The sequence below is a fragment of the Chitinophaga sp. HK235 genome (genome assembly GCF_018255755.1).
Lineage (GTDB): Bacteria > Bacteroidota > Bacteroidia > Chitinophagales > Chitinophagaceae > Chitinophaga.
In genome coordinates this window covers 4,559,506-4,582,450 of sequence record NZ_CP073766.1, presented here as the reverse complement: position 1 = coordinate 4,582,450, position 22,945 = coordinate 4,559,506, and the positions used below count along the sequence as shown (strand labels likewise).

Here is a 22,945-nt window from a genome sequence, read left to right as displayed (position 1 = left end):
TAAAAATCAATGGGTTCTTTGCTTTTATCTTCACTCCATCAGGAGCATCAGTATTTATCACATACATCACAGTTAGAAGAGTAGCTGACTGCCTCCCCGGAATGGTGTTTTACCCAGGTGCAGGTAGGCTTTTTCTGTGACTTCACGGCCACGGGGTGTACGTTTGATAAAACCTTCCTGTATTAGAAACGGTTCGTATACTTCTTCGAGGGTACCGGCTTCTTCTCCTACTGCGGTGGCAATGGTAGTGATGCCTACAGGGCCGCCTTTAAAGTTTTCGATGATCACCTGCAGGATGCGGTTATCCATTTCGTCGAGGCCGTATTCGTCTACGTTGAGTGCTTTAAGGCTAAGCTGGGCTATTTCCAGATCGATGACGCCGTTGCCGATTACCATGGCGAAGTCACGTACGCGACGCAGCAGGCCGTTGGCAATACGGGGAGTGCCGCGGGAACGCCGCGCAATTTCTCCGGCAGCATCCGACGTGATTTTACTGCCCAGGAGGCCGGCAGCACGCCAGATGATCTTCTGTAAGGTAGTAGCATTGTAGTATTCCATCCTCGATTTGATACCAAAGCGGGAAAGCAGTGGTGCCGTCAGCAGCCCGGAACGCGTGGTAGCGCCGATGAGTGTAAACGGCTGCAGATTGATCTGAATGGAACGGGCACTGGGCCCGGAGTCTATCATGATATCGATACGGTAGTCTTCCATGGCAGAATACAGGTATTCTTCCACGACGGTACTTAACCGGTGTATTTCATCGATAAACAGTACGTCTTTTTCTTCCAGGTTGGTCAGCAGGCCTGCCAGGTCGCCTGGTTTCTCAATCACCGGCCCGGAGGTTTCGCGGATATTCACGCCCAGTTCATTGGCCACAATACGCGACAGGGTAGTCTTTCCCAGTCCCGGTGGGCCATGGAACAACACGTGGTCCAGTGCTTCCCCGCGCATTTTGGCGGCTTTGATGAATATCTTCAGATTTTCGATGATCTGATCCTGGCCCGAAAAATCAATGATCTCCCGGGGACGAATGCTGTTCTCAAACTCTTTCTCAGCTGCACTGAGTCTGTTTTCTTCTGGTCTTAAAGGCTCATTAGACATAATACCTGTCAAAAATACCAAATTAAATTCAGCGGGATTTACGTAACTTAATAAAGTTAACTTCTTCCCTTGTCAACCATTCAAAAACTGTCCCCCAATGTGCCAACGAACCCCTCTTGTGGTTATCATTGCCTGTATAGGCATTTTATTGAACTGTTGCCTGCCGGTATCTTCGCAGGCTCAATTCCGGAAAAATGACCGGCTGCTATATCGTATTACCAGATCTATTCTTCCGGCACAAAATGTGTGCGAAAAGGTCTATCAGCTGACGGTACTGCACACCAGTAAACACGATGCTACCATTGCCTGCACCTTGTTGTATATCAATGACAGCGTCACGAGCGGCAAAATGAGATATCATTTCATCAGCAGTGACTCCACTACCTGGCATGCATGGAGTACGGAAACGGCCGCACAAATAGCATTATTGTATCATCCTGTTATACTCACTGTCAGGAATAATGATTCCACTGCAGTCACACAGGGCCTTGAGGCCACACAGAGCCTTGCGGCCATCCTCGAAGATGCACGACAACGATGGAACCTGCCACCCCAGGTAGTGGCTGATCTGCAATGGCGTATACCGATGCATCTGACGATGGACGTGGAAAAATTGTTCCGCCATATGCCACCTAAAATGGAGGTAGGCTACCAATGGCGCCAGGGGTACGATTCCTGCAGGGTGGAAAAAGTAACTCCGGAGATGGTCACTATTTCCAGCTTCATTCCAGGTGTACCCACGGATTCAACATCCTTAAAGATATCGGGTGTGTACACACTGCTGCGCGACAAGGGAACTGTGGATAAACTCCTGGATACACTGCAGTTAAGAGAGGATCGTATTAAGTATCGTATGCATGCTACCAATATCACCCGGATCGAATTATTGCCTGCTGACACGCCGGTGCCTGTTACAGACATGGTCCGGTTCGATGCGCAGGTGTATAAAGGGCCCTGGAAACAGGAGTCCCGGCCGGTTCCGCCGAAAAAATAAAAGATAAGGTGTTAAAAAATCTGGTATCCTACAAAGGTGTTAATATCTCCTGACAGAAAAATGTTAGCATTGTAATCTGAAAAAATTTGATGTAATCTTACAAACTTTACGGCTGCCTATGCTACATCAGCCCCGCAAAAGCAACCACCGGTCAAAATGTAGAACAACAGAAAAAACGATTATAACTGCTCATGAAAAAACTGATTTTATCACTGGCTGCCGGCTGTATGATGACTGCCGCTCATGGTCAACAGATACAACAAAAGGAAGTAGCCCGCATTATTAACACCCTTGCCGCGGATAACATGGAAGGACGTATGTCCGGAACTCCAGCAGCAGACAGGGCTGCAGCGTTTATCAGCGAAGAATTTAAAAAGGCCGGCCTGCAGCCTTTGCCTGGAGAAACATCTTTCCTGCAACATTTTACCAAGTATGGTATCAGTACCAGCAGCACTACGCTGACAATCAACGGAGCCGTGAAGAATTGGCCTGTTATTGCAGTTGGTAGTTCGCTGAATGTGCAGCTGAGCAAGGATACCGCCACCTGTATGGAAGTACATGTAACCAACGCAGAAGAACTGGGAGCCGTGCTGGACCAACGTAAGGCCCTGCAGAAAAATGTGCTGGTATGGCTCGACCCTTCACTGACTGGTTACCTGGGCGGCCTGGAAGCTTCTTTCGCAGGCCGTTTGTATAACAGCCTGAAAGATGTGCCGGCAGACACTAACCATACTGCCAAACATATGGTAATGGTACTGGAAAAGGAACCGGTAGGAGCGCAGGCCAGCTGGTCTGTAGAACAGGTACGCAGCATCAAAGCCCGTGAATTCAATAACGTAGCAGGCATCATCAAAGGTGCTACCAAGCCTGAGGAATATGTAATTTATTCCGGGCATTATGATCACCTGGGCATACTGCCAGCTGTAGCCGGCGATAGCATCGCCAACGGTGCAGATGATGATGCTTCCGGTACTACCGCTGTTATTATGCTGGCCAATTATTTCAAGAAAAAACATCCTGCCCGTACACTGATCTTTGTGGCTTTCACTGCAGAAGAAATCGGCGGCTATGGTTCCGGTTACTTCTCTAAAAAAATGGATCCTGAAAAAGTAGTTGCTATGTTTAACATAGAAATGATCGGTAAGGAATCCAAATTTGGAAAGAACAGTGCCTTTATCACCGGCTTCGAAAAATCAGACTTCGGTACCATTCTGCAACGTAATCTGGAAGGCTCTGCATTCCATTTTTATCCGGATCCCTATCCGGAACAGAATCTGTTTTATCGTTCCGATAACGCCAACCTGGCCAAACTGGGTGTACCAGCGCATACCATCTCCACCACACAAATTGATAAAGACCAGTTTTATCATACCGTGAAAGATGAAGTGTCTACACTGGATATAAAAAACATCACCGATATCATTCAGGCGATTGCTGTAAGTTCCGGAACTATTGTGAATGGAACGTCAACGCCTACACGAATTGCTCCACTTACTAAATAAAAAAAAGCATATCATATATTCATCCGGTTGAGATAATTCTCAACCGGATTTTCTTTTTAAAATAATTGTATATCTATACTTTTTTCGGATTTCTTCATTACTTTTATGCTACTATATTCCCCAAGTAGTCATTTAAAAACCATATCAATATGAAAACCGGAATTGTAAAACTCTGCGGTGCTGTAAGCATTGCAACAATGATGCTCGCGTCATGCTCTAAAGAGATGGCGGGTCCTGATCAGTCGCCCAAGGCTGAAGTGAAGGATTCAACATCTATCAATTATGAAATCGCTGCGGTTAACCCAACTTACACGTTGACACCGGATGCCGCCGGCCGTTTATCTGCTATCACCGGAGATGCCGCCATGGCCAAGTCTTCCGGAGGATTTGACATCACCTGGGATACTGCGACTGCCCGACTGCGTGAAATCCGCTTCGACGCCAAAAGTGGTAAAGATGAAGTGGAGTTTAAATTAAAAACAGACAGGCAAATAGATCTGAAGCAGGCACCAGCTTTGCTGGGTGGTCTCAGAATTCCTTTGGGCACTTATCAAAAGGTGAAAGTGTATGCCAGAGTAGAAGGTGATAAAAAGGATCCGGCAGTAAGATTGATCGGATTCCTTACCTGGGGCGATAAAAAGATCCCGATGGAAATCCTGCTCTCCGGCATCATCGAGTTAAAGGCTGATGCAAAAGATGTAGTCGTTACCGACAAAAACATCGACTGGAAAGGTCAGATCAAAATCTCTATGGACCTGATTCTTACTAAACTTCAGATTGGAGACTTTACTGGCTCCTTCACCAGCGGAAAGCTTAAAATCAACGTAGATTTTAACAACAATCTGCATAACAAAGTGGTGAACTCATTCGAGAACAGCATGAGCGTAGAGCATACGCACGACTAATTTATTTTCGTGATTAATGATTGATGTGAAGACAGGATGCTTTCAGGAAACTGCATGATGAATAAGTGATGCTACGAAGATGATGCGGAAAAAATAACTTCGCTGGTATCACCCGTTGGCGTTCATCATTCAAAACCCTGAAAGCGTCCTGGCCTTCTTTTTTCTATTTAATCCTGTTTTTTCTGTTTTATTACTGCTGTATAATGCTGGACAGCACTGCAAAATGGTCGGAAGCAAAACGTCCTCCCCATGTCTGGGAGATAGAAGCATGTTGCAGTACTTTGAATTTACCTTTCAGGAAAATATAATCGATGGGCTGATCATCTACTTCAGCAGAATGCCATCCGTTGAAAGTGCCGGTAGGACCGTAGTGCGGCGTAAGGCTGATGCTTTTGCTGTCGGTGAAGTGTAGGGAATTTTTGTTGTCCATTACTACCTGTATCGGTTCATCGTCAGGTGTAGCATTGAAGTCGCCGGTGATGATGGCAGATGTGGTGCCGGCAATATTATGTACCTGTTGCAGCAGGAAACGTGCGCTTTCGCGGCGTGCCACTTTACCCATATGATCGAAGTGGGTATTGAAATGATAGAATATTCTTTTCGTTTGTTTATCTCTGAACTGACCCCATGTTACAATACGGGTGATAGCAGCATCCCATCCTTTGCTGCCTGCCACTGCAGGCGTTTCCGATAACCAGAAAGTTTGTGTTTTGAGTAACTGTAAGCGGGTGGTATCGTAAAAGATAGCAGAGAATTCTCCTTTGTTTTTACCGTCTTCGCGACCGGTGCCGATGGATTTATAGCCGGGCAGTAGCTGCCGAAGGTCTTCCATCTGATCAAACAGTGCTTCCTGTACACCCAGGATGGCCACCTGATGAAATAATACTTCCGATGCTACTTTGTCTTTCCGGTAAGGCCATGCATTCAGGCTGTCGTTTGGAGTATTCATCCGGATGTTGAAAGTCATTACCTGCAGTGGTGCCTGTGCAACCGCTGCGCCCATGATCAGGCATAATATGCCTGTCAGCCATATGTTTCTCATATTGTAACTGTTTATCCGGTAAAAATAATCAATCAGCTTACTTTTTTATGCCGTTATGGATGGATGGTTGTTTTCAGTTCTGCCAGCAGCGTAAGCAGAATAGCGGAGGAGATGCCCAATATGTCGCGCATGTTTTTGAGTGCGCGGGCAGAGAGTTTATATGCGCCTTTTACGGAGATGCCCATGATGTTGGCGATCTGGTCGTAATCGAGTTCTTCAAAGTAACGAAGGTACAGGATCTCCTTCTGCCGGGCATTGAGTTGATTGAGGGCCTGTAGCAGTTGCTGCTGTTGTTCCCGAAGCTGCTCTTTTTTAATATAGGCGTGCTCGGTAGAGAAGTGGGCCAGAAAGTCGTGTTCCTGTTGGTTAAAAGCTACCAGCACGGCGTTTTTGCGGGGACGCAGCCGGTTGTAGATGGTGCCGCGGAGTGCTACAAACAGGTAAGGACGGGGATCTACGGTGGTACTGAGATTTTGCCGGTTTGTCCACAGCTTGATGAAAAGCTCTTGTATAGCATCTTTTACCTGGTCATCGTTGGGATGCAGGCGCATACCATATTCGTACAGCCGTTCAAAATAACGGTCGTAGAGATTGGCAAAAGCCTGTTCATCGCCTTGTTGTAATGCTGTCCAGAGTATTGTATCAGCTGTTGTTAAAACGTCCATCTCCCCACTTGAATGGCTAAATGTACAAAAAAATGTATAGCCTTTCCCGATTGTCCTGGCTACATATAACTAAGAATAAATATGAAAAATATACATCGATATAAAATCAATGAAATCAGTGCTTTTATAGTTTCTAATTAAAAAAGTATAAAAAAATTGAAAAAAAGTGGGGTGTTTTGCAAAATCCCTGTGTTCTGTATGAAACACGGGGTAGTCATTTCTTACTCTCCTGTGATGATTAATGTGATGCTAACGAAGAACTGATATTGAAGCGCTATTATTTATTTAAGAAAGATGATTTCCTGGAAGATGTTTTTTTCAGGGAGTGGGTGAGATATGCCACACCGGAAGCGACAGCATTCTGGACGGCCTATCGCGACAGCCAACCAGACAACCTGCAGGAATTGGAACAGGCTGTGGAAGCATTACAAGCCATCTATTGCCTGAAAAGGATCAAGCCTGCTGCTAACGATAAAGCAGCCCTGTGGGCACAGATACAATCCCGGTTAGGAGAAACACCGGTGGTGCCGTTGAAACGCAACGCCCGCAAACGCTGGATGGTGGCGGCTGTGTTGCTGCCATTGCTGATCGCTGCTACTATCTGGTACCAGTTGCTGCCTCCCAAAATGAACAGGGTGGAGAGCGGATATGGTCAACAGGTACGCGTTACATTGCCGGATTCTTCTGTCGTCATCCTTAATGCTCATTCAGCGCTCAGTTATCATTCATGGAAAGACGGAAAGCGGGAGGTGTGGCTGGAAGGAGAAGCGCTGTTTGAAGTGCGACCTGCAACAATGCCCACTGCTCAGCATTTTACGGTCCATGCCGGCGCTGTTCGTGTAGAGGTACTGGGCACCATCTTCAATGTAAAACATCGAAGGGAAAAGACAGAAGTCTTCCTTCAGCAGGGAAAAGTAAAAGTATCTGCACAGCATCATCATCAGGTCCTGCTGTTGCAACCAGATGAAAAAGCATCGTATGACAAAGACAATGGCCAGCTTAAGAAAAATACCGCTGATGCCGGAACTACGCTGGCATGGCGTGAAAACAAAATGAAACTGAAACAAACCTCGGTCAGCGAGATTATACATACCCTGCAGGATACCTATGGTTTCATCATCATTCTGCAAGATACATCCATTGCCCACCGTACTATAGAAGGTACTTTATCACTGAATAATGTCAACAATGTACTGTTTGAATTATCAGCCATACTAAACGTAAAAATCGAGAAGAACAATGACACGCTGTTCCTGAAAAACAATGGTCAGCGCGGATATTAAACAGCGTAATTAAAAAACCAAAATCAATGAGGATTTGTACTAGACAAAGCCTGTATGGCTTCCTGTACCTGTGTGTACTGTTACTCACCAGTGCCTTTGTTTTTGCACAACAATCAGTTCCCGGCCGATACCCGGCACCTACGCCGGTGAAATACGCATTGGACAGGGTGACTGCCCTATACGGCACCACCTTTATGTACGAAGGTGTTTTATTGAAGAACAAAAACACCAATGTCAATGTAGATGCCATGAAAGGTAAGCCGGTGGAAGAAGTGCTGAAAAGCATATTGTATCCTACCGACCTGTTGTTTCTGTATGTAGATAAAAATCATTATACCATTGTTGCCCGGCAAAAAAAAGATCATAAGGTGGAAAACCTTGCTCCTGGCGTGGTACAGGGAAGTGTGGAAGAAGAGGAAACACGCACCATCAGCGGTACTGTTAGAGAACAGAGCGGTACGCCACTTCCCGGCGTAACCATCCAGCTGGAAGGTGGAAAAAAATGGGCTGTCTCAGATAACAATGGTTACTTCATTATCGCGGTGCCGGTAAAGGCTACTGCCTTAATTTTCACATACGCCGGCATGGAACGTAAGCGGATGGTACTTGGGCAAGCTGTGAACCTGAATGTGATCATGGACAGCAAAGTACTGGATGAAGTAGTGGTAACAGGTTATCAGACACTATCGAAAGAAAGAGCTACCGGAGCTTTTGCTACTGTTAAATCTGCTGATCTGGAAAAACGCCGTATCTCCAGCCTGTCGCAGGTTCTGGAAGGTACGCTGCCTGGGGTGGTGAGCTTTAAAGGCGATATCAGCATTCGTGGTAACAGCACCTTTATGGCCACCAGTGCACCTTTGTATGTGATTGATGGTTTCCCGGTAGAGAATACTTCCTACGACTTTAACTTTAAACTGAAAGATAATGTACCCAATATCAACCCGGAAGATATTGAAAACATTACGGTGCTGAAGGATGCGGCAGCAGCTTCTATCTATGGCGCCCGTGCAGCCAATGGCGTCATTGTGATCACCACCAAAAAAGCAAAGGCAGGCGCTACCAGGATCAGCTTCTCCGGTGATTTCGCGGTAAAACCGAAATATGATCTCTCTTACCTGAACAAGGCCAGTGCCAGCGAACTCCTAGATCTTACCTATAACTATTTCGACAACGATCCTGCTTATAAAACCAATCCGCTACAGGAAGCCAACCGCCTGCGTAACTACACTGGCGCTATTACTCCAGCGGTAGACATCATGCTGCAGGTGGCAGAAGGAAAACTTACCCGTGCTCAAGCAGATGAAAAAATGAACCAACTGCGCAGCATGGATTTATACAACAAACAAGTGCTGCAGCTGATGCGTCCTTCATCCAATCAGCAGTATAACCTGTCTCTCTCCAAAGCCACGGCCGGCAATGCTTTCAACTTCTCCGCTACCTTCCGGAACGAACAGGGATACCAACGTTCTGACAACAATAAAAACCTGGGCCTCAACTTCCGCAATACCCTCTCTGTCAATAAATGGTTGACAGCAGAAGGAGGTGTATACCTGAACTACAGCGATTCAAAAGCGCCCGGCCCGGACGGTACTTATCTGGTAGATCTGATCAACGACCAGCAGCCTTTTGAACCTATCTTCGATCAGAATGGTAATCCATTACCACTCCGTAACAGACTGCAGCCGGATGAACTAGCCGACTATACGAAATACAACCTGTATTCCCCTAATAAGATCGTATCTGATGAACAGAACTATAACCTGGCCTGGACACGCAATCTTAAAACACGTGCCTACGGCAAATTAAACGCTAAAATCCGGCCCTGGCTTACCTATGAAGGCATGTTCCAGTATGAAAAAAATGCCGGGAAAACAGAGCAGCTGCTGGATGCAGCCTCCTACTACATGCGGGATAAAATGAACAGCTTTACCTCCCTCGATACAAAAGGCAATGTAGTGTATAAGCTGCCGCAAGGAAATGCTTTCCGTAGTTATGGTAACTACCTTCGCGCCTATACGCTCCGTAATCAGCTGAATTTTAATAAAACCATCTCTCCACAGCATGAAATAGCTGCCATCGTTGGTTCTGAGACCAGAGAGGTGAAAAACAACCGTGACTTCATGGCCATGTTTGGTTATGATCCGCTCACCCTTCAGTATGTGCCGCTTAACAATACCACTGAAATGATCAATGGTATGGTGGGGCTCAACAGACACCAGGGCAGGCTCAATTTCAAAGATCTGCAGTCAATGGGTGAAGTGACCAACCGTTATTTTTCTTTCTATGGAAATGCCAGTTATATCTATGACGGTAAGTACATGATCAGCGGAAGCGCACGTTACGATCTGTCTAACCTGTTTGGTACCAATCCTGCTTACCAGTACAGACCTTTATGGTCTACTGGTGCCAGCTGGATTATCAGCAAGGAGAAATTTATGGAAGACATTGCATGGCTCAATATGTTAAAGCTGCGGGCTTCCTACGGTATCAATGGTAATGTGGCCAAAGAATCCGGACCTTTTATGACAGTGAGTTATGGTCTTAATTCCCTGACCAATAACACGACTGGCTCCATCAAATCACCACCCAATCCTAATCTGCGTTGGGAAAGAACCACTACCACCAACTTCGGTATTGACTTCGCTGTGCTGAAAGACAGGATATCAGGCTCTGTTGATATCTATCAGAAGAAGAGTGATGATCTGCTGACCACGGTAACCATCGATCCTGCCATGGGATTTACCTCTGCTATCCTGAATAATGGTGCGATGGAAAACAAAGGTATTGAGCTGATGCTGAAAGGACAGGTGATTCGTCAGCGTAATTTCGGTTGGGACATCACCTTGAATGGTTCCTATAACAAAAATAAAGTAACACGTGTAGACCTCAAGCCTGGTACCGCTTCTTCATTAATCTCAGATGGAGATTATTTTTTACAGGGCAGGCCTTACAAAGCGCTGTACAGTTATCCTTATGCCGGCTTGAACAACTATGGAGAACCGATGGTATATAACCTGGACGGTGTAGCGGTAAATGCAGCCGTAACAAATCCTGATATTGCGGTGTACAGTGGTTCTCTGACTCCTCTTTTCAGCGGTGCTTTGATCAACAATGTCAACTGGCGCAACTTCCAGCTGTCGTTCATGTTTGTGTATCACGCCGGTAACGTGATGCGTACAGATGCCCGTGCAATCACCGGTTTGCCTAACTCCGCCGGTTTTATCAAAGGAGGTGCAGATAATGTATGGAAACAGCCTGGAGATGAGCTGTATACCAATGTGCCCCGTATTTCATGGGAATATGATCCGCGGAAATCCAGCTTCAGAGACGCCTACTATCGTTATGGCGATCAGAACGTAGTCAGCGCCTCTTACATTAAAGCCAGAAACCTGGCCCTGAGCTATTCTCTGCCCAAACAATGGATTAAGAAAGCAAAAATCGCGGATGCCCGTATACGTTTTCAGGCAGATAACCTGTTCTACATCGGCTTTAACGGAGAAGGCATAGACCCCGAAGCCATGGACTTCAAAGGAGGATCCCGTAGTTTACCGATCATGCCCACGTATAACATAGGATTCAACATCACACTTTAATCATCAGCAGAAAAGATTTGTATATGAAAAAGATCATGCAACTTGTTTTAGGTGGAAGCCTGATGATAGGAGCTGCCAGCTGTAAGAAATACCTGGAGATAGTACCCAAGGGGGAAAAAATCCCACAAACGCTGGCCGACTATAAACCACTGGTAGAGAGCAAAAGCGCTCATACTTTTGATTATACCAACCAGGCTGTGGTAGCCAATGAGTTTTATACACCGCAGCAGCAACAGGTAGCTGTAAACCTGACCACCATTAATTTTAACTGGCAGGAAGACAAAAGCAGGGCTGAGCTGGTCATTGATGATGCAGGGTATAATGGAGCCTATGCCGGTATTTTTATTTATAACACACTGGTGAATAATGTTCCGAATGCTATAGAAGGATCTGCTGCAGGAAAGGCCCAGCTGGTGGCGCAGGCCCGTGTGGCGAGAAGTATGCTTTACTTTTATCTGGTGACTTCCTACGCCAAGATGTATGATGCTGCAACAGCAGCCAATGATCCGGCCGTGCCATTCAATATTACCGGCGATGCTGAAGACAAACCGGAGCAGGTATCTGTTCAGAAGATCTACGACTTCATCCTGCAGGATGTGAATGCAGCCCTGCCGGACCTGCCAAAGACTGCTGAAAACGCCTACTACGCCAATAAAGGAGCGGGATATGCTTTTCTGTCGAGGGTACACCTATTCATGAAACATTATGATGAAGCGGCCGGCTTTGCCGATAAAGCACTGGCAGAAAATAGTGTCCTGTTTGATTATCCGGGTTATTACAATGATAACAAGGCGGTGCTGGAGAAGCCTACGTTATCTGTGAATACGCCGAAGTTTGAATTCACCAACCCGGAGAACTATATTTTTCATTATGGCGGCAGTATTGCGCAGCTGCAGGGTTTCTATGCCTCTTCCATGCGTTATGCTGATTCTGCGCAGTATGATAAGGGAGATGCCCGTTTGCTGGTCAATTTTGCACCGAGAAGTCTGGGCCCTACTTCAGAAACAATCTGGTCTTACAGAAGGAATGATAACGTAAACGTGGGTGGTATCCGCACACCGGAGATGTATTACATTAAGGCGGAGTGCCTGGCCCGTGCCGGTAAGGTGGCAGAGGCTATGGCCGCGCTGAATACCGTACGCCGCAAACGTATACTGGCAGCTTCTTATACAGATGTTACTGCTAACACGCCGGAAGAGGCCATCAGCCTGATACGGAGAGAGCTGCGTTGTGAATACAGGGGAACAGGTATGATATACCTGGATTATCGCCGCTTCAACAACGACCCACAGTACAAGGCTACCATCACAAAAGTGGAAGGCACTAAAACCTATTCCATCAAGCCGGAATCACTGATGTGGATCATGCCTTTTTCTGTAAAGGCACTGGCCTACAATAAGACATTGCAGCAAAATTCCAAATAAGACATAAAACCAACCACCATAGTAAGGACGACAGGTCGCCGGTAATTGCCGGCGGCCTTTTTTTATCCGTGGGTGTTGCGGTTCAATTGCAGGATAAGATCAGGATCGGGAGAGTTTTGAAGATATTTATCGCGTTCGCTGAAGCGGCATACGCCTGGGTAATCGCCTCTGAATTTCATCATGTCTTCTATTAGCTGGAAATGCAGATGGGGAGGCCATCCTCCGTTTTCAGCCGGAGTGCCGAAGTAGCCCAGCTGCTGACCAGCCACGACTGGCATATTTTCGTATAGTCCTTGCAGGTTGGAGATACTGAGATGTCCGTAGAGCGTATGGAAAGTATGTCCCTCCAGTTTATGTTGCAGGATGATGGTAGCACCGTAATCACCGAAGTGGTCATTAAAGCGGAAGCTGTGAATATGACCTTTCAGCGGTGCAAAAACAGGGGTGCCTGCTACGCCCCAGACATCTATGCCCAGGTGCAGCCTGCGCGGCTCTTCTCCGGCGTCAAAGTGAGGACTGACGGCGTAGATGGTCCGGTGTTCGCTGTATCCGCCAATGCCCAGCCGGCAACTGCTGGCCTTCAATGTCCGCGTAATATAGCTGCAGAACTTTTTGATATTGTTCAGGATAGCTTTAGTCAGGGTGGTGTTGTTGGCAGTAAAGTCCATGACCAACAGCTGTTCATCCGGATGAATCAGAGCTATGACCGGCTTAAAGGTGGATTGATATTTCTTTAATACCTCCTGTAGCATATTTCGCTGGCTTAAACTGTACATCTAAATATAAATATTAATTTGTGTATAAAATAATCTGCTGGACTGTGGTGAAACCTTTTGCCAGAAAATTATTGTGGACTTTACTGACACCAATCAGTATTTCACTGGTATTGGCCAGTGCTGTGAATAAAGAGATGGGAGCAGGATTGTTGTTTTTGTTTGTAGCACCGGTTTATCTGGTGACCGGACTTATATTGGTCATGTTTTCCGTGTCTCGTAATGAAACAGGCAAGGTGTTGTTGTTATCGTCGGGTATTATACAGTTGCTGGGCGGGGCTATTTGTGTATTTATTTACTTACGCATTTACTTTCATTGGTAGTATCCATAGAAAACAAAGGGAGCAAAACACTGAGGTGTTTGCTCCCTTTGTTATTTGTTAAAGTGGTTGTTATACTACTATGTTGATCATTCTTCCTTTTACAATGATCACCTTTTTAGGCTGTTTGCCGTCGAGCCATTTCTGCACTACTTCGCTGCTCAGTACTTCCTTTTCGATGGTGCTGTTGTCAGCATCTAATGGAAGGCCCATTTCAGTACGGGTTTTACCGTTTACAGCGATTGGGTAGTTGAAAGCGCTTTCTTTCGTATAGGCTTCATTGTATACCGGATATGCTGCGTCCAGGATGCTGGTAGTATGTCCCAGTAAGTGCCACAGCTCTTCGCAGAAGTGGGGCGCAAATGGTGTGAGCAGTACCAGCAACGGTTCCAGGATATCCCGTTTGCTGCATTTCAGTGTAGCCAGTTCGTTTACACAGATCATAAACTGGCTGACAGCGGTATTATAGGAGAAGCTGTTTGTATCGCCATCGATTTTGTTGATGGTTTTATGCAGTATTTTCAGCTCTTCTGGTGTAGGGGCGTCGTTGGTAACGATGAGGCCTTTATTTTCATCGGCAAACAGGCGCCACATTTTTTTGAGGAAGCGGTGTACGCCTTCTATGCCTTTGGTATCCCAGGGTTTGGACTGTTCCACAGGGCCCAGGAACATTTCGTACATACGGAAGGTGTCGGCGCCGAACTTATTTACCAGTTCATTCGGGTTGACAGTATTATACTTGCTTTTGCTCATTTTTTCTACCTCAGTACCGCAGATGTATTGTCCATCTTCAAGGGTAAAAGTAGCATCGGCATAATCCGGTTTCCATTTTTTGAAGGCTTCCGTGTCAAGCACTACACCATCGACAATATTTACGTCAACGTGTAATTTATCTGTTTGATACTGATCTTTCAAGCCTGCGGAAACAAATTGCTGAGTGCCGTGGATGCGATAAACAAAGCGGGAAGAACCCTGTATCATCCCCTGGTTGATCAGAGATTTGAAAGGTTCATCAAATCCGATGTGACCGAGATCAAACAGTGCTTTGGTCCACATGCGGGAGTAGAGCAGGTGTCCTACGGCATGTTCGGTACCGCCTACGTATACGTCTACCTGGTTCCAGTAGTCAGTAGCTTTGCGGTCAGCGAATGTTGCGTTGTTGTGCGGGTCCATGTAGCGGAGGAAATACCAGCTGCTGCCGGCATATCCGGGCATGGTGTTGGTTTCCCTTTTTACATCGGGGGCTACGTTTACCCAGTCGGTGATGTTGGCGAGGGGGCCTTCACCTTCTTCGCCGGGTTTGTACTGTTCTACGTAGGGCAGTTCCAGTGGCAGGTCTTTTTCATCCATCGCGTAGGGAACGCCGTCCTTAAACAGGATAGGGAATGGCTCGCCCCAGTAACGCTGACGGCTGAAGCCTGCGTCACGCATTTTATAGTTGATCTGGCGTTTGCCGATCTTCATTTCTTCCAGTTTGGAGATCACCACGTCCATGGCGGCTTTCATGTCCATACCATTGAGGAAGCCGCTGTTTTGCAGCTGGGCATCTTTAGTGGGATTGGCTTCTTCGCCATTGAAAGCATCCCCGATGATGTTGGTGATGGGGATATTAAAATGACGGGCGAAGCCGAAGTCACGCTGGTCGCCGCAGGGCACGGCCATGATGGCGCCGGTGCCGTAGCCGGCCAGTACGTATTCTGCGGTCCATACCGGTATCTCACGGCCGTCGAATGGGTTGACAGCGTAGGCGCCGGTAAAGCAGCCGGTGATTTGTTTTACATCGGCCATACGTTCCCTTTCGGAGCGGCTTTGTACGTACTCCAGGTATTTTTCGATGGCTTCTTTTTGTTCCGGGGTAGTGATCTGTTGTACCAGCTCATGTTCCGGGGCAATCACCATGAAGTCTACACCGAAGATGGTGTCGGGACGGGTGGTATATACTTCCAGGTGTTGGTCGGAGCCTTTCAGCGCGAATTTTATTTCGGCGCCCTGGCTTTTACCGATCCAGTTGCGCTGCATTTCCTTCATGGCATCGCTGAAGTCGACGGTTTCCAGTCCTTCGAGGAGGCGGTTAGCGTACTCGGTGATGCGGAGGAACCACTGGCGCATTTTCTTTTTAATCACGGGATGGCCGCCACGTTCACTCACCCCGTTGATTACTTCGTCGTTGGCCAGTACGGTGCCGAGGGCAGCGCACCAGTTTACTTCGGCGTAGTCCAGGAAGGCCAGGCGGTATTGCATAAGGATCTCCCGCTTTTCCTTTTCGGAATAGCTTTTCCATGCTGCAGCGGTAAAGGAACGCTGACGGTCGCCGGGGCAACTGTGATTGCTGTTGCCTTCTTTTTCGAAGATGGCAGTCAGTGTGCTGATCGGCTCTGCTTTCCGGTTGATGCGGTTGTACCAGCTTTCAAACAGCTGTAAAAAGATCCACTGGGTCCATTTATAGTAAGAAGGATCGCTGGTATTTACCTGGCGGTCCCAGTCATAACAAAATCCGATATTGTCCAGCTGTTCCCTGAAGGCTTTGATGTTCTGGGTAGTGGTAACGGCCGGATGCTGGCCTGTTTCCAGGGCATATTGTTCTGCCGGCAGGCCGAAGGCGTCGTACCCCATAGTATGTAGTACGTTATAACCTTTTAGCCTTTTATACCTTGCATAGATGTCTGTAGCGATGTAGCCCAAAGGATGCCCTACGTGTAGCCCTGCTCCGGAAGGGTAGGGGAACATATCCAGCACATAACATTTGGGTTTGGGGCTGTCATTGCTGACTTTGTAAGCGTGGGACTCCTGCCATTGCTGTTGCCACTTTTTTTCGATTGCCCTGAAATTGTATTCCATATATGAGTGTAGATGAGCAGTAAGCAACGGAGGTAAACAATACATCCGGGCTTTACCGCGTTATCAGTTATAATTTAAAAATCGGATTATGCCATTTCAGCAAAATAATGTTAAAAATATTAATACAGCAATGTCATCCCCCAACATCTTTATATATTGCCGTTTTCTTAACATATTATGTTGCCAGTAACCTGAGGGACTGGCAAAATTACACATAACTGCTAATTTTTATTATTTTCGCCGATAAACTGCAGATTAATGGCGCAATCCGGGAAATCATCAGCAAAGAAGTCTAAACCGTCCTACCTCTACTCCATTATCGGTGTAGCACTGGTATTATTTTCATTGGGTACCCTGGGCCTCGTGGTGATCCACGCCAGCAAGCTTAGCAAGTACTTTAAGGAAAGTATTGAAGTACAGGTCATCCTGAGAGATAATGTAAAAGAAACCCAGGCCCTGGCGCTGCGCGACTCCATCGCTCATAAGCCATATATTAAAACAATTGAATACGTGTCCAAGGATATGGCCGCCCAGCGTTTCAAAAAAGATTTTGGAGAAGATTTTATACAGCTGTTGCAGTATAACCCATTGTATGCCAGTATCAATATAAAGGCTAACGCCAATTATGTTAACACTGACAGTCTGAAGGTTATTGAAAACAACCTTACTCAGCAGAGCATCGTACGGGAGATATCCTATCAGCGTACGCTGGTGAGCAAACTGAATGAAAACGTCAACAAAATAGGAATGGTGATCCTGATTATCAGCTGCTTGCTGGCACTGGTGGTCATCTTCCTGATCGATAATACCATCCGCCTGGCTATGTTCAGCAACCGTTTTCTGATCAAAACCATGCAGATGGTGGGTGCTACCCGCTGGTTTATCGCCAAACCATTTGACCTCCGCAGCATTGCCAATGGTGCTATCAGCGCACTGATTGCTATTGCCGGTCTGGTGGCCATCCTGTCGTTTGCCGATAAAGCCCTGCCGGAGCTCAACGGATTGCGGGACAACGTAATGATAGCCCTGCTTTTCCTGGGTATGACCATCGTGGGTATCGCCATCTCCCTGTTCAGTACTCACCGCTCCGTAATGAAATACCTGCGGCTCAAACTGGACGATCTTTATTAATGCAACATCATCATAACAAATAAACACTATGGCTATGGCTAAAGAAACACTCAGATCTACTGTGACCAAGGACGCTCCCCTGGCATCCCATCCAGTGACCGACAGCCGCCCTATTTTCCCGAAAGAGAACTACAAATACATGCTGGCTGGCATCGTAGTGATCGTATTGGGCTTTTTTCTCATGATGGGAGGCAACAGTAACGATCCCAATGCTTTCAAACCGGAAGAAGTATACAGCTTTCGTCGTATCACGCTGGCGCCTATCGTAATTGTGCTGGGCCTGCTGATAGAAGTGTATGCCATCATGGCCCGCCCTAAAACGAAAGAGTAATTTTGTAACCAACGAATATATTTTACAGCGATGATGCCCTCATCGCTTTTTTTATCACTTTTAACCATACTTGATTTAATGAACTTTTTCCATGCCATCATTATTGCCATCGTAGAAGGGCTGACTGAATTTCTGCCGATCTCCTCTACCGGTCATATGATTATTGTAAGCTCGTTGCTGGGTATTAGCAAGGATGAATTTACCAAACTGTTTGAAGTAGTGATCCAGCTGGGTGCTATTCTGGCCGTAGTGGTATTGTACTGGCGGAAATTCCTGGTTTTCGATAAAAACCGGGTTGGTTTTTATGTGAAGTTGATTGTAGCCGTGATACCTGCTCTCATCGCTGGATACCTTTTCAGTGATAAAATAGACCAGCTGCTGGAAAGTCCGCTTACAGTAGGCATTACCCTGCTGCTCGGCGGTATCGTATTGTTGTTTGTGGACAACTGGTTCCAGCAACCAACTATTGAGACGGATGAAAAAGTAGGCATCTTTACAGCCCTGCGTATCGGTTTTTTCCAGTGTCTGGCGCTGGTGCCGGGTGTTAGCCGCAGTGCAGCTTCCATCATTGGCGGTATGCAACAGAAGCTTACCCGCAGTGAAGCGGCCGAATTCTCTTTCTTCCTCGCGGTACCTACCATGGCTGCAGCCACTGGTTACAAACTGCTGAAAGGGAAAGAGCTGCTGATGGCTCACCCCGAAAACCTGAAACTGCTGCTGGTGGGTAACATCGTAGCATTTATAGTGGCGATGGGTGCTATCAAGTTCTTTATCGGTGCCTTAAAAAAATATGGTTTCAAAATGTGGGGTTACTACCGCATTATTGTAGGCGCTATCATTATCGGTGCTATTCTGATGGGTTATTCCCTGGAACTGTAACGGTGATGGATGTGATAAATGCTGATGCTCCTGATGGAGCGAATATATGAGCGAAGATGCACTCAATATCTTATTAATAAAAGCAAAGAACCCATTGATTTTTACATCAATGGGTTCTTTGTTTTTATCTTCACTCCATCAGGAGCATCAGTATTTATCACATCCATTACCGTTACCCTTTGACGGCCAACAGCAATTCCAGATCTGTATACTTCAGTTTGAATTTTTCGCTGAGGTGGTAGTTGGTGAGGGCGCCTTTATAGAGGTAAATACCATTTCTGATACCCCGTTTGATCCATACGAGATTTTCGAATCCGCCATCATCGGCTGCTTCTATGAGCAGGGGCATCAGTACGTTACTGATAGCTTCTGAGGCGGTGCGGGCGAAGCCGGAGGGGATATTGGGTACGCAGTAATGAACTACGTCGTACTTTTTGAATACCGGGTTTTCGTGGCTGGTGATCTCGGAGGTTTCGAAGCATCCGCCCCGGTCTATGCTGACATCTACGATTACTGATCCTGCTTTCATGTTGCTGACCATGGATTCGGTAACAACGATGGGGGTGCGGCCGCTTTGGGAAGATAAGGCTCCTACGGCTACATCGGCGTTGCGTAATTGTTCGGCCAGCACTTTGGGCTGGATCACGGAAGTGAAGACCCGGACACCGATATTGTTTTGCAGTCTTTTAAGTTTGTAGATATTGTTGTCAAATACTTTTACAGAAGCACCCAGTGCCATTGCGGTGCGGGCTGCAAACTCCCCTACGATACCGGCCCCGATGATCACCACTTTGGTAGGTGGGATACCGGTGATGCCACCCAAAAGGATACCCTTACCTTTATTGCCATTGCTCAGGTACTGACCAGCTATGAGCATGACAGCACCGCCGGCTATTTCGCTCATGGCTCTTACAATAGGGTAGGTGCCTGCATCGTCTTTCAGGTTTTCAAAAGAGAGCAGGGTGATGCGTTTGTCCATCATTTTCTGTACCTGGGGCGCTTTCAGGGCTGCCAGGTGGATGGGCGATATGATGATCTGGTGCGGGTGTAGTAATTCTATTTCTTCGTCATTCAGTGGGGCTGACTTGACGATGATCTCCGCTTTGAACACTTCTTTTTTATCATATACGATCTCGGCACCGGCTTCTGAGTAGTCGGTATCATAATAATGTGATCCGTCGCCAGCTTTATGTTCTACCACTATATGATGTCCGTGTGCAGCTAAGATGCTTACTGCGTCAGGCGTCAGGGCAATACGGTTTTCCTGGAAGGAGTTTTCTTTTGGGATACCGATATACAAACGGGAATTTTTTTGTGGGATATCCAGCGTTTCTTCCAGTGGGGAATAAGTAAAGCCAGCACTCACTACAGGTTTTTGCCTTTGCTCCATATACGCTTCAATATTATTTTCTGTGATTAAGTAAAGATACGCTATTTGTCAGATGCGGCGATTTCGCGAAGCACCCTTTTTTGATCGGGGAGTACTTCCAGCTGAAGATGGACCGTATCAGGAGGCAGGAGCGGGGCTATCACGTCGGGCCATTCCACGAAGCTGATGGCGTCCTGGTAGAGTGTGTCTTCCACGCCGGCGCTGATAGCATCGTCCTCATCCTTTAACCGGTAGAGGTCGAGATGATAAATACGGCGGGGGCGTCCCTGTGGGTCGAGGTAGCCATATTCATTGATGATGGAAAAAGTGGGACTTGCCGTAGCGTCGGCTACACCTTTGGCCGCACACAGGGCCTTGATCATGGTTGTTTTCCCGGCACCCATAGGTCCGTTAAGCGTAAATACCTGTTTATCGCCAAAATATTCCCAGAAAGCACCTGCTACCTCCGGCAGCTGTTCCAGCGTAAATGTCCATTGCATTAGCAAATGTATGGATTTTGGGATTTTTTGATTTAAGGATTTGATCGTCTCCCCAAAATGAAAAAATATCTAAATCAAAAAAATCCCTAAATGAAAATGAGTCGCTGTTGCATTAATATTTCCACCCCCTTAAGGTACCTTCCGGTAACTTTGCAAAAGGAAAAAGGAAACACCATGACATCAATCAGCTGCAAAGTGGAAGGGATGCATTGTACCAATTGTGCACTCAGCGTATCCCGCTATCTCGAGAAAAAAGGTATGGAAAATGTCAATGTCAGCTTCGCTACGGAGGAGGTGAGTTTCACCGCTCCTGCCGGCGCCGACTCCGCAGAAGTGCTGCAAGGCATCAACCACCTCGGTTTCCGCGTAGTACTGCCCGACCAGGCACCCACCCAGGTATCTGTTTTTAATACCCTGACCTTCAAATTCTTCTTTTGTTTAATATTTACACTGCCCTTATTGCTGCATATGTGGGTCGACTGGCATTGGCTGCATCAGCCATGGACCCAGTTCTGGCTGACACTGCCGGTATTCCTGATGGGACTATGGCACTTCGGCAAAAGCGCCATCCGCTCTATAATGAACCGTATGGCCAATATGGACGTACTGGTGACCCTCGGCGCCAGCGCCGCCTTTGTATACAGCCTTATCGGCACTATTGTGATGGGCAACCCGGAATACATGTTTTATGAGACGAGCGCTGCTATCATCACCCTGGTATTCCTGGGCAATCTTCTGGAAGAAAAGTCGGTGAAACAGACCACTTCTGCCATTGCAGAACTGGCCGGCATGCAGGTGACCACCGCCCGGCTCATCAATACCGACCATGGGCATGAACATATCCACGAAGTAGACAACCGTACCCTCCGTCCTGGTGACTGTGTGCTGGTCAATACCGGAGATAAAATCCCTATGGACGGCACTATTTACTGGGGCAGCGCCCATATCAACGAATCCATGATTACCGGCGAAAGCGAACCTGTCAGCAAAAAGGAAAAAGACAAAGTGATAGGCGGTACCATCCTGGAAGAAGGCAGCATCAAGGTTTATATAACTGCCACCGGCAAAGACACCGTGTTGTCTTACATCATAGAACTGGTAAAACAGGCCCAGCAGGACAAGCCGCCCATGCAGCGGCTGGCAGACCGTATCAGCGCCATTTTTGTGCCGCTGGTGCTGAGTATCGCCATCATCACCTTCCTGGGCTGGTATTTTATAGGACATACTTCGTTGGCTACGGCTATGATGCGGAGTGTGGCTGTGCTGGTAATCGCCTGTCCCTGTGCAATGGGGCTGGCTACACCTGCCGCCGTCATGGTGGGACTGGGACGTGCCGCCCGGCATGGTATCCTGATCAAAGGCGGGCATACCCTGGAACTGTTCAAAAATATCAAACAGGTAGTATTCGATAAAACAGGAACACTCACCACCGGAAAACTGGTACTGCGCAATTACCACAGCTCCCTGGAGGATATGGCTTTCCGGAAGATCGTTTACAGCCTGGAAAAATATTCATCTCACCCGATAGCCCGCTCTGTGGCCGCCATGTGGAAATCTGCCGGTGAAGTGCCCCTGCAGCAGGTAAGGGAACACAAAGGCCTCGGCATGCGTGCCAAAGACCCGGAAGGCAATGAGTGGCAGCTGGGCTCCTTCCGCATGGCAGCCGGTGTAACACAGGATGATAGCCATAACCTCTACCTCCTTCGCAATGGTGCACTCATGGGATGGCTCGACTTCACCGATGAAATACGGCCCGAAGCTGATACAGTCATCCGCCAGCTGAAAGAAGCCGGCATAAAACCGATATTGCTGAGCGGTGATACCAGCCGCAAATGTCAGGAGCTGGCTGCAGCATTGGGCATCACCGAAATATATGCTGAGCAGTCGCCCCAGCAGAAGCTGCAACAGATCGACCGTTTAATGCAAACAGCTCCCACCGCCATGGTGGGCGATGGTATCAACGATGCTCCGGCTCTCTCCAAAGCTACCATTGGTATCTCTTTGAGTGATGCCACCCAGGTGGCCATGCAGAGTGCCAATGTAGTGCTGTTGAATAATCATCTGGGCTCGCTGCCGCTGGCATTGGGTCTTGGTAAACATACCTATCTCACCATCAAACAGAATCTTTTCTGGGCCTTTATTTACAATGTGGTAGCCATTCCGGTAGCAGCGCTGGGCTTTTTAAATCCTATCGTTGGTGCTGGTGTGATGGGCCTTTCCGATGTGGTGCTGGCGGTCAATTCAGTACGCCTGCGGTATAAGAACGTGTCACACTGACACATGAATAGTGCGTCC

The 22,945-nt window shown here is 47.2% G+C and carries 18 protein-coding genes; 11 read left to right on the top strand and 7 right to left on the bottom strand.

The features are described 5' to 3' along the window. Window positions 1–72 precede the first annotated feature (72 nt). Complete coding sequence (ruvB, locus tag KD145_RS16760) at window positions 73–1,101, bottom strand: Holliday junction branch migration DNA helicase RuvB (RefSeq protein ID WP_212000058.1); 1,029 nt, start codon at window positions 1,099–1,101, stop codon at window positions 73–75. Window positions 1,102–1,198: 97 nt separating this feature from the next. Between ruvB and KD145_RS16755 the strand changes: the two genes are divergently transcribed. The 3 genes from KD145_RS16755 to KD145_RS16745 all read left to right on the top strand — a co-directional run bounded on the left by KD145_RS16755 (window position 1,199) and on the right by KD145_RS16745 (window position 4,502). After that, window positions 1,199–2,095: a hypothetical protein gene (locus KD145_RS16755; protein WP_212000057.1), complete on the top strand. Its 897-nt coding sequence runs from the start codon at window positions 1,199–1,201 to the stop codon at window positions 2,093–2,095. Window positions 2,096–2,286: 191 nt separating this feature from the next. Then, complete coding sequence (locus tag KD145_RS16750; protein WP_249219402.1) at window positions 2,287–3,597, top strand: M20/M25/M40 family metallo-hydrolase; 1,311 nt, start codon at window positions 2,287–2,289, stop codon at window positions 3,595–3,597. 149 nt (window positions 3,598–3,746) lie between these two features. Beyond that, entirely contained in the window at window positions 3,747–4,502 is a 756-nt protein-coding gene (locus KD145_RS16745; RefSeq protein WP_212000055.1) for a hypothetical protein, read from the top strand. A 190-nt stretch (window positions 4,503–4,692) separates the two neighbouring features. Here the strand turns inward: KD145_RS16745 and KD145_RS16740 are convergent, their stop codons facing one another. Both KD145_RS16740 and KD145_RS16735 read right to left on the bottom strand, forming a co-directional pair. Next, window positions 4,693–5,544 (bottom strand): endonuclease/exonuclease/phosphatase family protein, encoded by an 852-nt coding sequence (locus tag KD145_RS16740; protein WP_212000048.1) that lies wholly within the window; start codon window positions 5,542–5,544, stop codon window positions 4,693–4,695. A 53-nt stretch (window positions 5,545–5,597) separates the two neighbouring features. Further along, window positions 5,598–6,209, bottom strand: coding sequence for an RNA polymerase sigma factor (locus KD145_RS16735; RefSeq protein WP_212000046.1), 612 nt, complete (start codon window positions 6,207–6,209; stop codon window positions 5,598–5,600). A gap of 266 nt (window positions 6,210–6,475) precedes the next feature. Between KD145_RS16735 and KD145_RS16730 the strand changes: the two genes are divergently transcribed. From KD145_RS16730 to KD145_RS16720, 3 genes are read left to right on the top strand one after another with little or no spacing between them, the layout of a single operon-like run. Further along, window positions 6,476–7,492, top strand: coding sequence for a FecR family protein (locus tag KD145_RS16730; protein ID WP_212000044.1), 1,017 nt, complete (start codon window positions 6,476–6,478; stop codon window positions 7,490–7,492). Window positions 7,493–7,518: 26 nt separating this feature from the next. Continuing rightward, window positions 7,519–11,085, top strand: a complete 3,567-nt coding sequence (locus tag KD145_RS16725) for a SusC/RagA family TonB-linked outer membrane protein (protein ID WP_212000036.1) — start codon at window positions 7,519–7,521, stop codon at window positions 11,083–11,085. Window positions 11,086–11,108: 23 nt separating this feature from the next. Next, window positions 11,109–12,509 carry a RagB/SusD family nutrient uptake outer membrane protein gene (locus tag KD145_RS16720; protein WP_212000035.1) on the top strand — a complete coding sequence of 467 codons (1,401 nt, stop codon included), beginning with the start codon at window positions 11,109–11,111 and terminating at the stop codon, window positions 12,507–12,509. A gap of 62 nt (window positions 12,510–12,571) precedes the next feature. Here KD145_RS16720 and KD145_RS16715 read toward each other — a convergent pair whose 3' ends face one another. Then, window positions 12,572–13,261: a peptidoglycan DD-metalloendopeptidase family protein gene (locus tag KD145_RS16715; RefSeq protein WP_212000034.1), complete on the bottom strand. Its 690-nt coding sequence runs from the start codon at window positions 13,259–13,261 to the stop codon at window positions 12,572–12,574. Between the two features lie 44 nt (window positions 13,262–13,305). On the opposite strand from KD145_RS16715, the gene KD145_RS16710 reads away from it, so the two are divergent. Further along, a complete protein-coding gene (locus tag KD145_RS16710) occupies window positions 13,306–13,605 on the top strand; it encodes a hypothetical protein (protein ID WP_212000032.1) in 300 nt (99 codons plus the stop codon). Between the two features lie 69 nt (window positions 13,606–13,674). On the opposite strand, the gene leuS is transcribed toward KD145_RS16710, so the two are convergent. After that, a complete protein-coding gene (gene leuS / locus KD145_RS16705) occupies window positions 13,675–16,440 on the bottom strand; it encodes a leucine--tRNA ligase (RefSeq protein WP_212000031.1) in 2,766 nt (921 codons plus the stop codon). A 258-nt stretch (window positions 16,441–16,698) separates the two neighbouring features. On the opposite strand from leuS, the gene KD145_RS16700 reads away from it, so the two are divergent. The 3 genes from KD145_RS16700 (at window position 16,699) to KD145_RS16690 (ending at window position 18,781) form a co-directional block, all read left to right on the top strand. Beyond that, complete coding sequence (locus tag KD145_RS16700) at window positions 16,699–17,571, top strand: ABC transporter permease (protein WP_212000029.1); 873 nt, start codon at window positions 16,699–16,701, stop codon at window positions 17,569–17,571. A 34-nt stretch (window positions 17,572–17,605) separates the two neighbouring features. After that, window positions 17,606–17,902, top strand: a complete 297-nt coding sequence (locus KD145_RS16695; protein ID WP_212000028.1) for a DUF3098 domain-containing protein — start codon at window positions 17,606–17,608, stop codon at window positions 17,900–17,902. A gap of 78 nt (window positions 17,903–17,980) precedes the next feature. Further along, window positions 17,981–18,781 (top strand): undecaprenyl-diphosphate phosphatase, encoded by an 801-nt coding sequence (locus tag KD145_RS16690; protein ID WP_212000026.1) that lies wholly within the window; start codon window positions 17,981–17,983, stop codon window positions 18,779–18,781. Window positions 18,782–18,953: 172 nt separating this feature from the next. Here the strand turns inward: KD145_RS16690 and KD145_RS16685 are convergent, their stop codons facing one another. Together KD145_RS16685 and tsaE are read right to left on the bottom strand one after the other, a co-directional pair. Beyond that, window positions 18,954–20,171 carry an alanine dehydrogenase gene (locus KD145_RS16685; RefSeq protein WP_113616601.1) on the bottom strand — a complete coding sequence of 406 codons (1,218 nt, stop codon included), beginning with the start codon at window positions 20,169–20,171 and terminating at the stop codon, window positions 18,954–18,956. Window positions 20,172–20,212: 41 nt separating this feature from the next. Continuing rightward, the gene (tsaE, locus tag KD145_RS16680) at window positions 20,213–20,650 is read right to left on the bottom strand and encodes a tRNA (adenosine(37)-N6)-threonylcarbamoyltransferase complex ATPase subunit type 1 TsaE (RefSeq protein WP_212000025.1); all 438 of its coding nucleotides are present in this window, start codon (window positions 20,648–20,650) and stop codon (window positions 20,213–20,215) included. A 174-nt stretch (window positions 20,651–20,824) separates the two neighbouring features. Between tsaE and KD145_RS16675 the strand changes: the two genes are divergently transcribed. Beyond that, complete coding sequence (locus tag KD145_RS16675; protein WP_212000021.1) at window positions 20,825–22,927, top strand: cation-translocating P-type ATPase; 2,103 nt, start codon at window positions 20,825–20,827, stop codon at window positions 22,925–22,927. Window positions 22,928–22,945 lie beyond the last annotated feature (18 nt).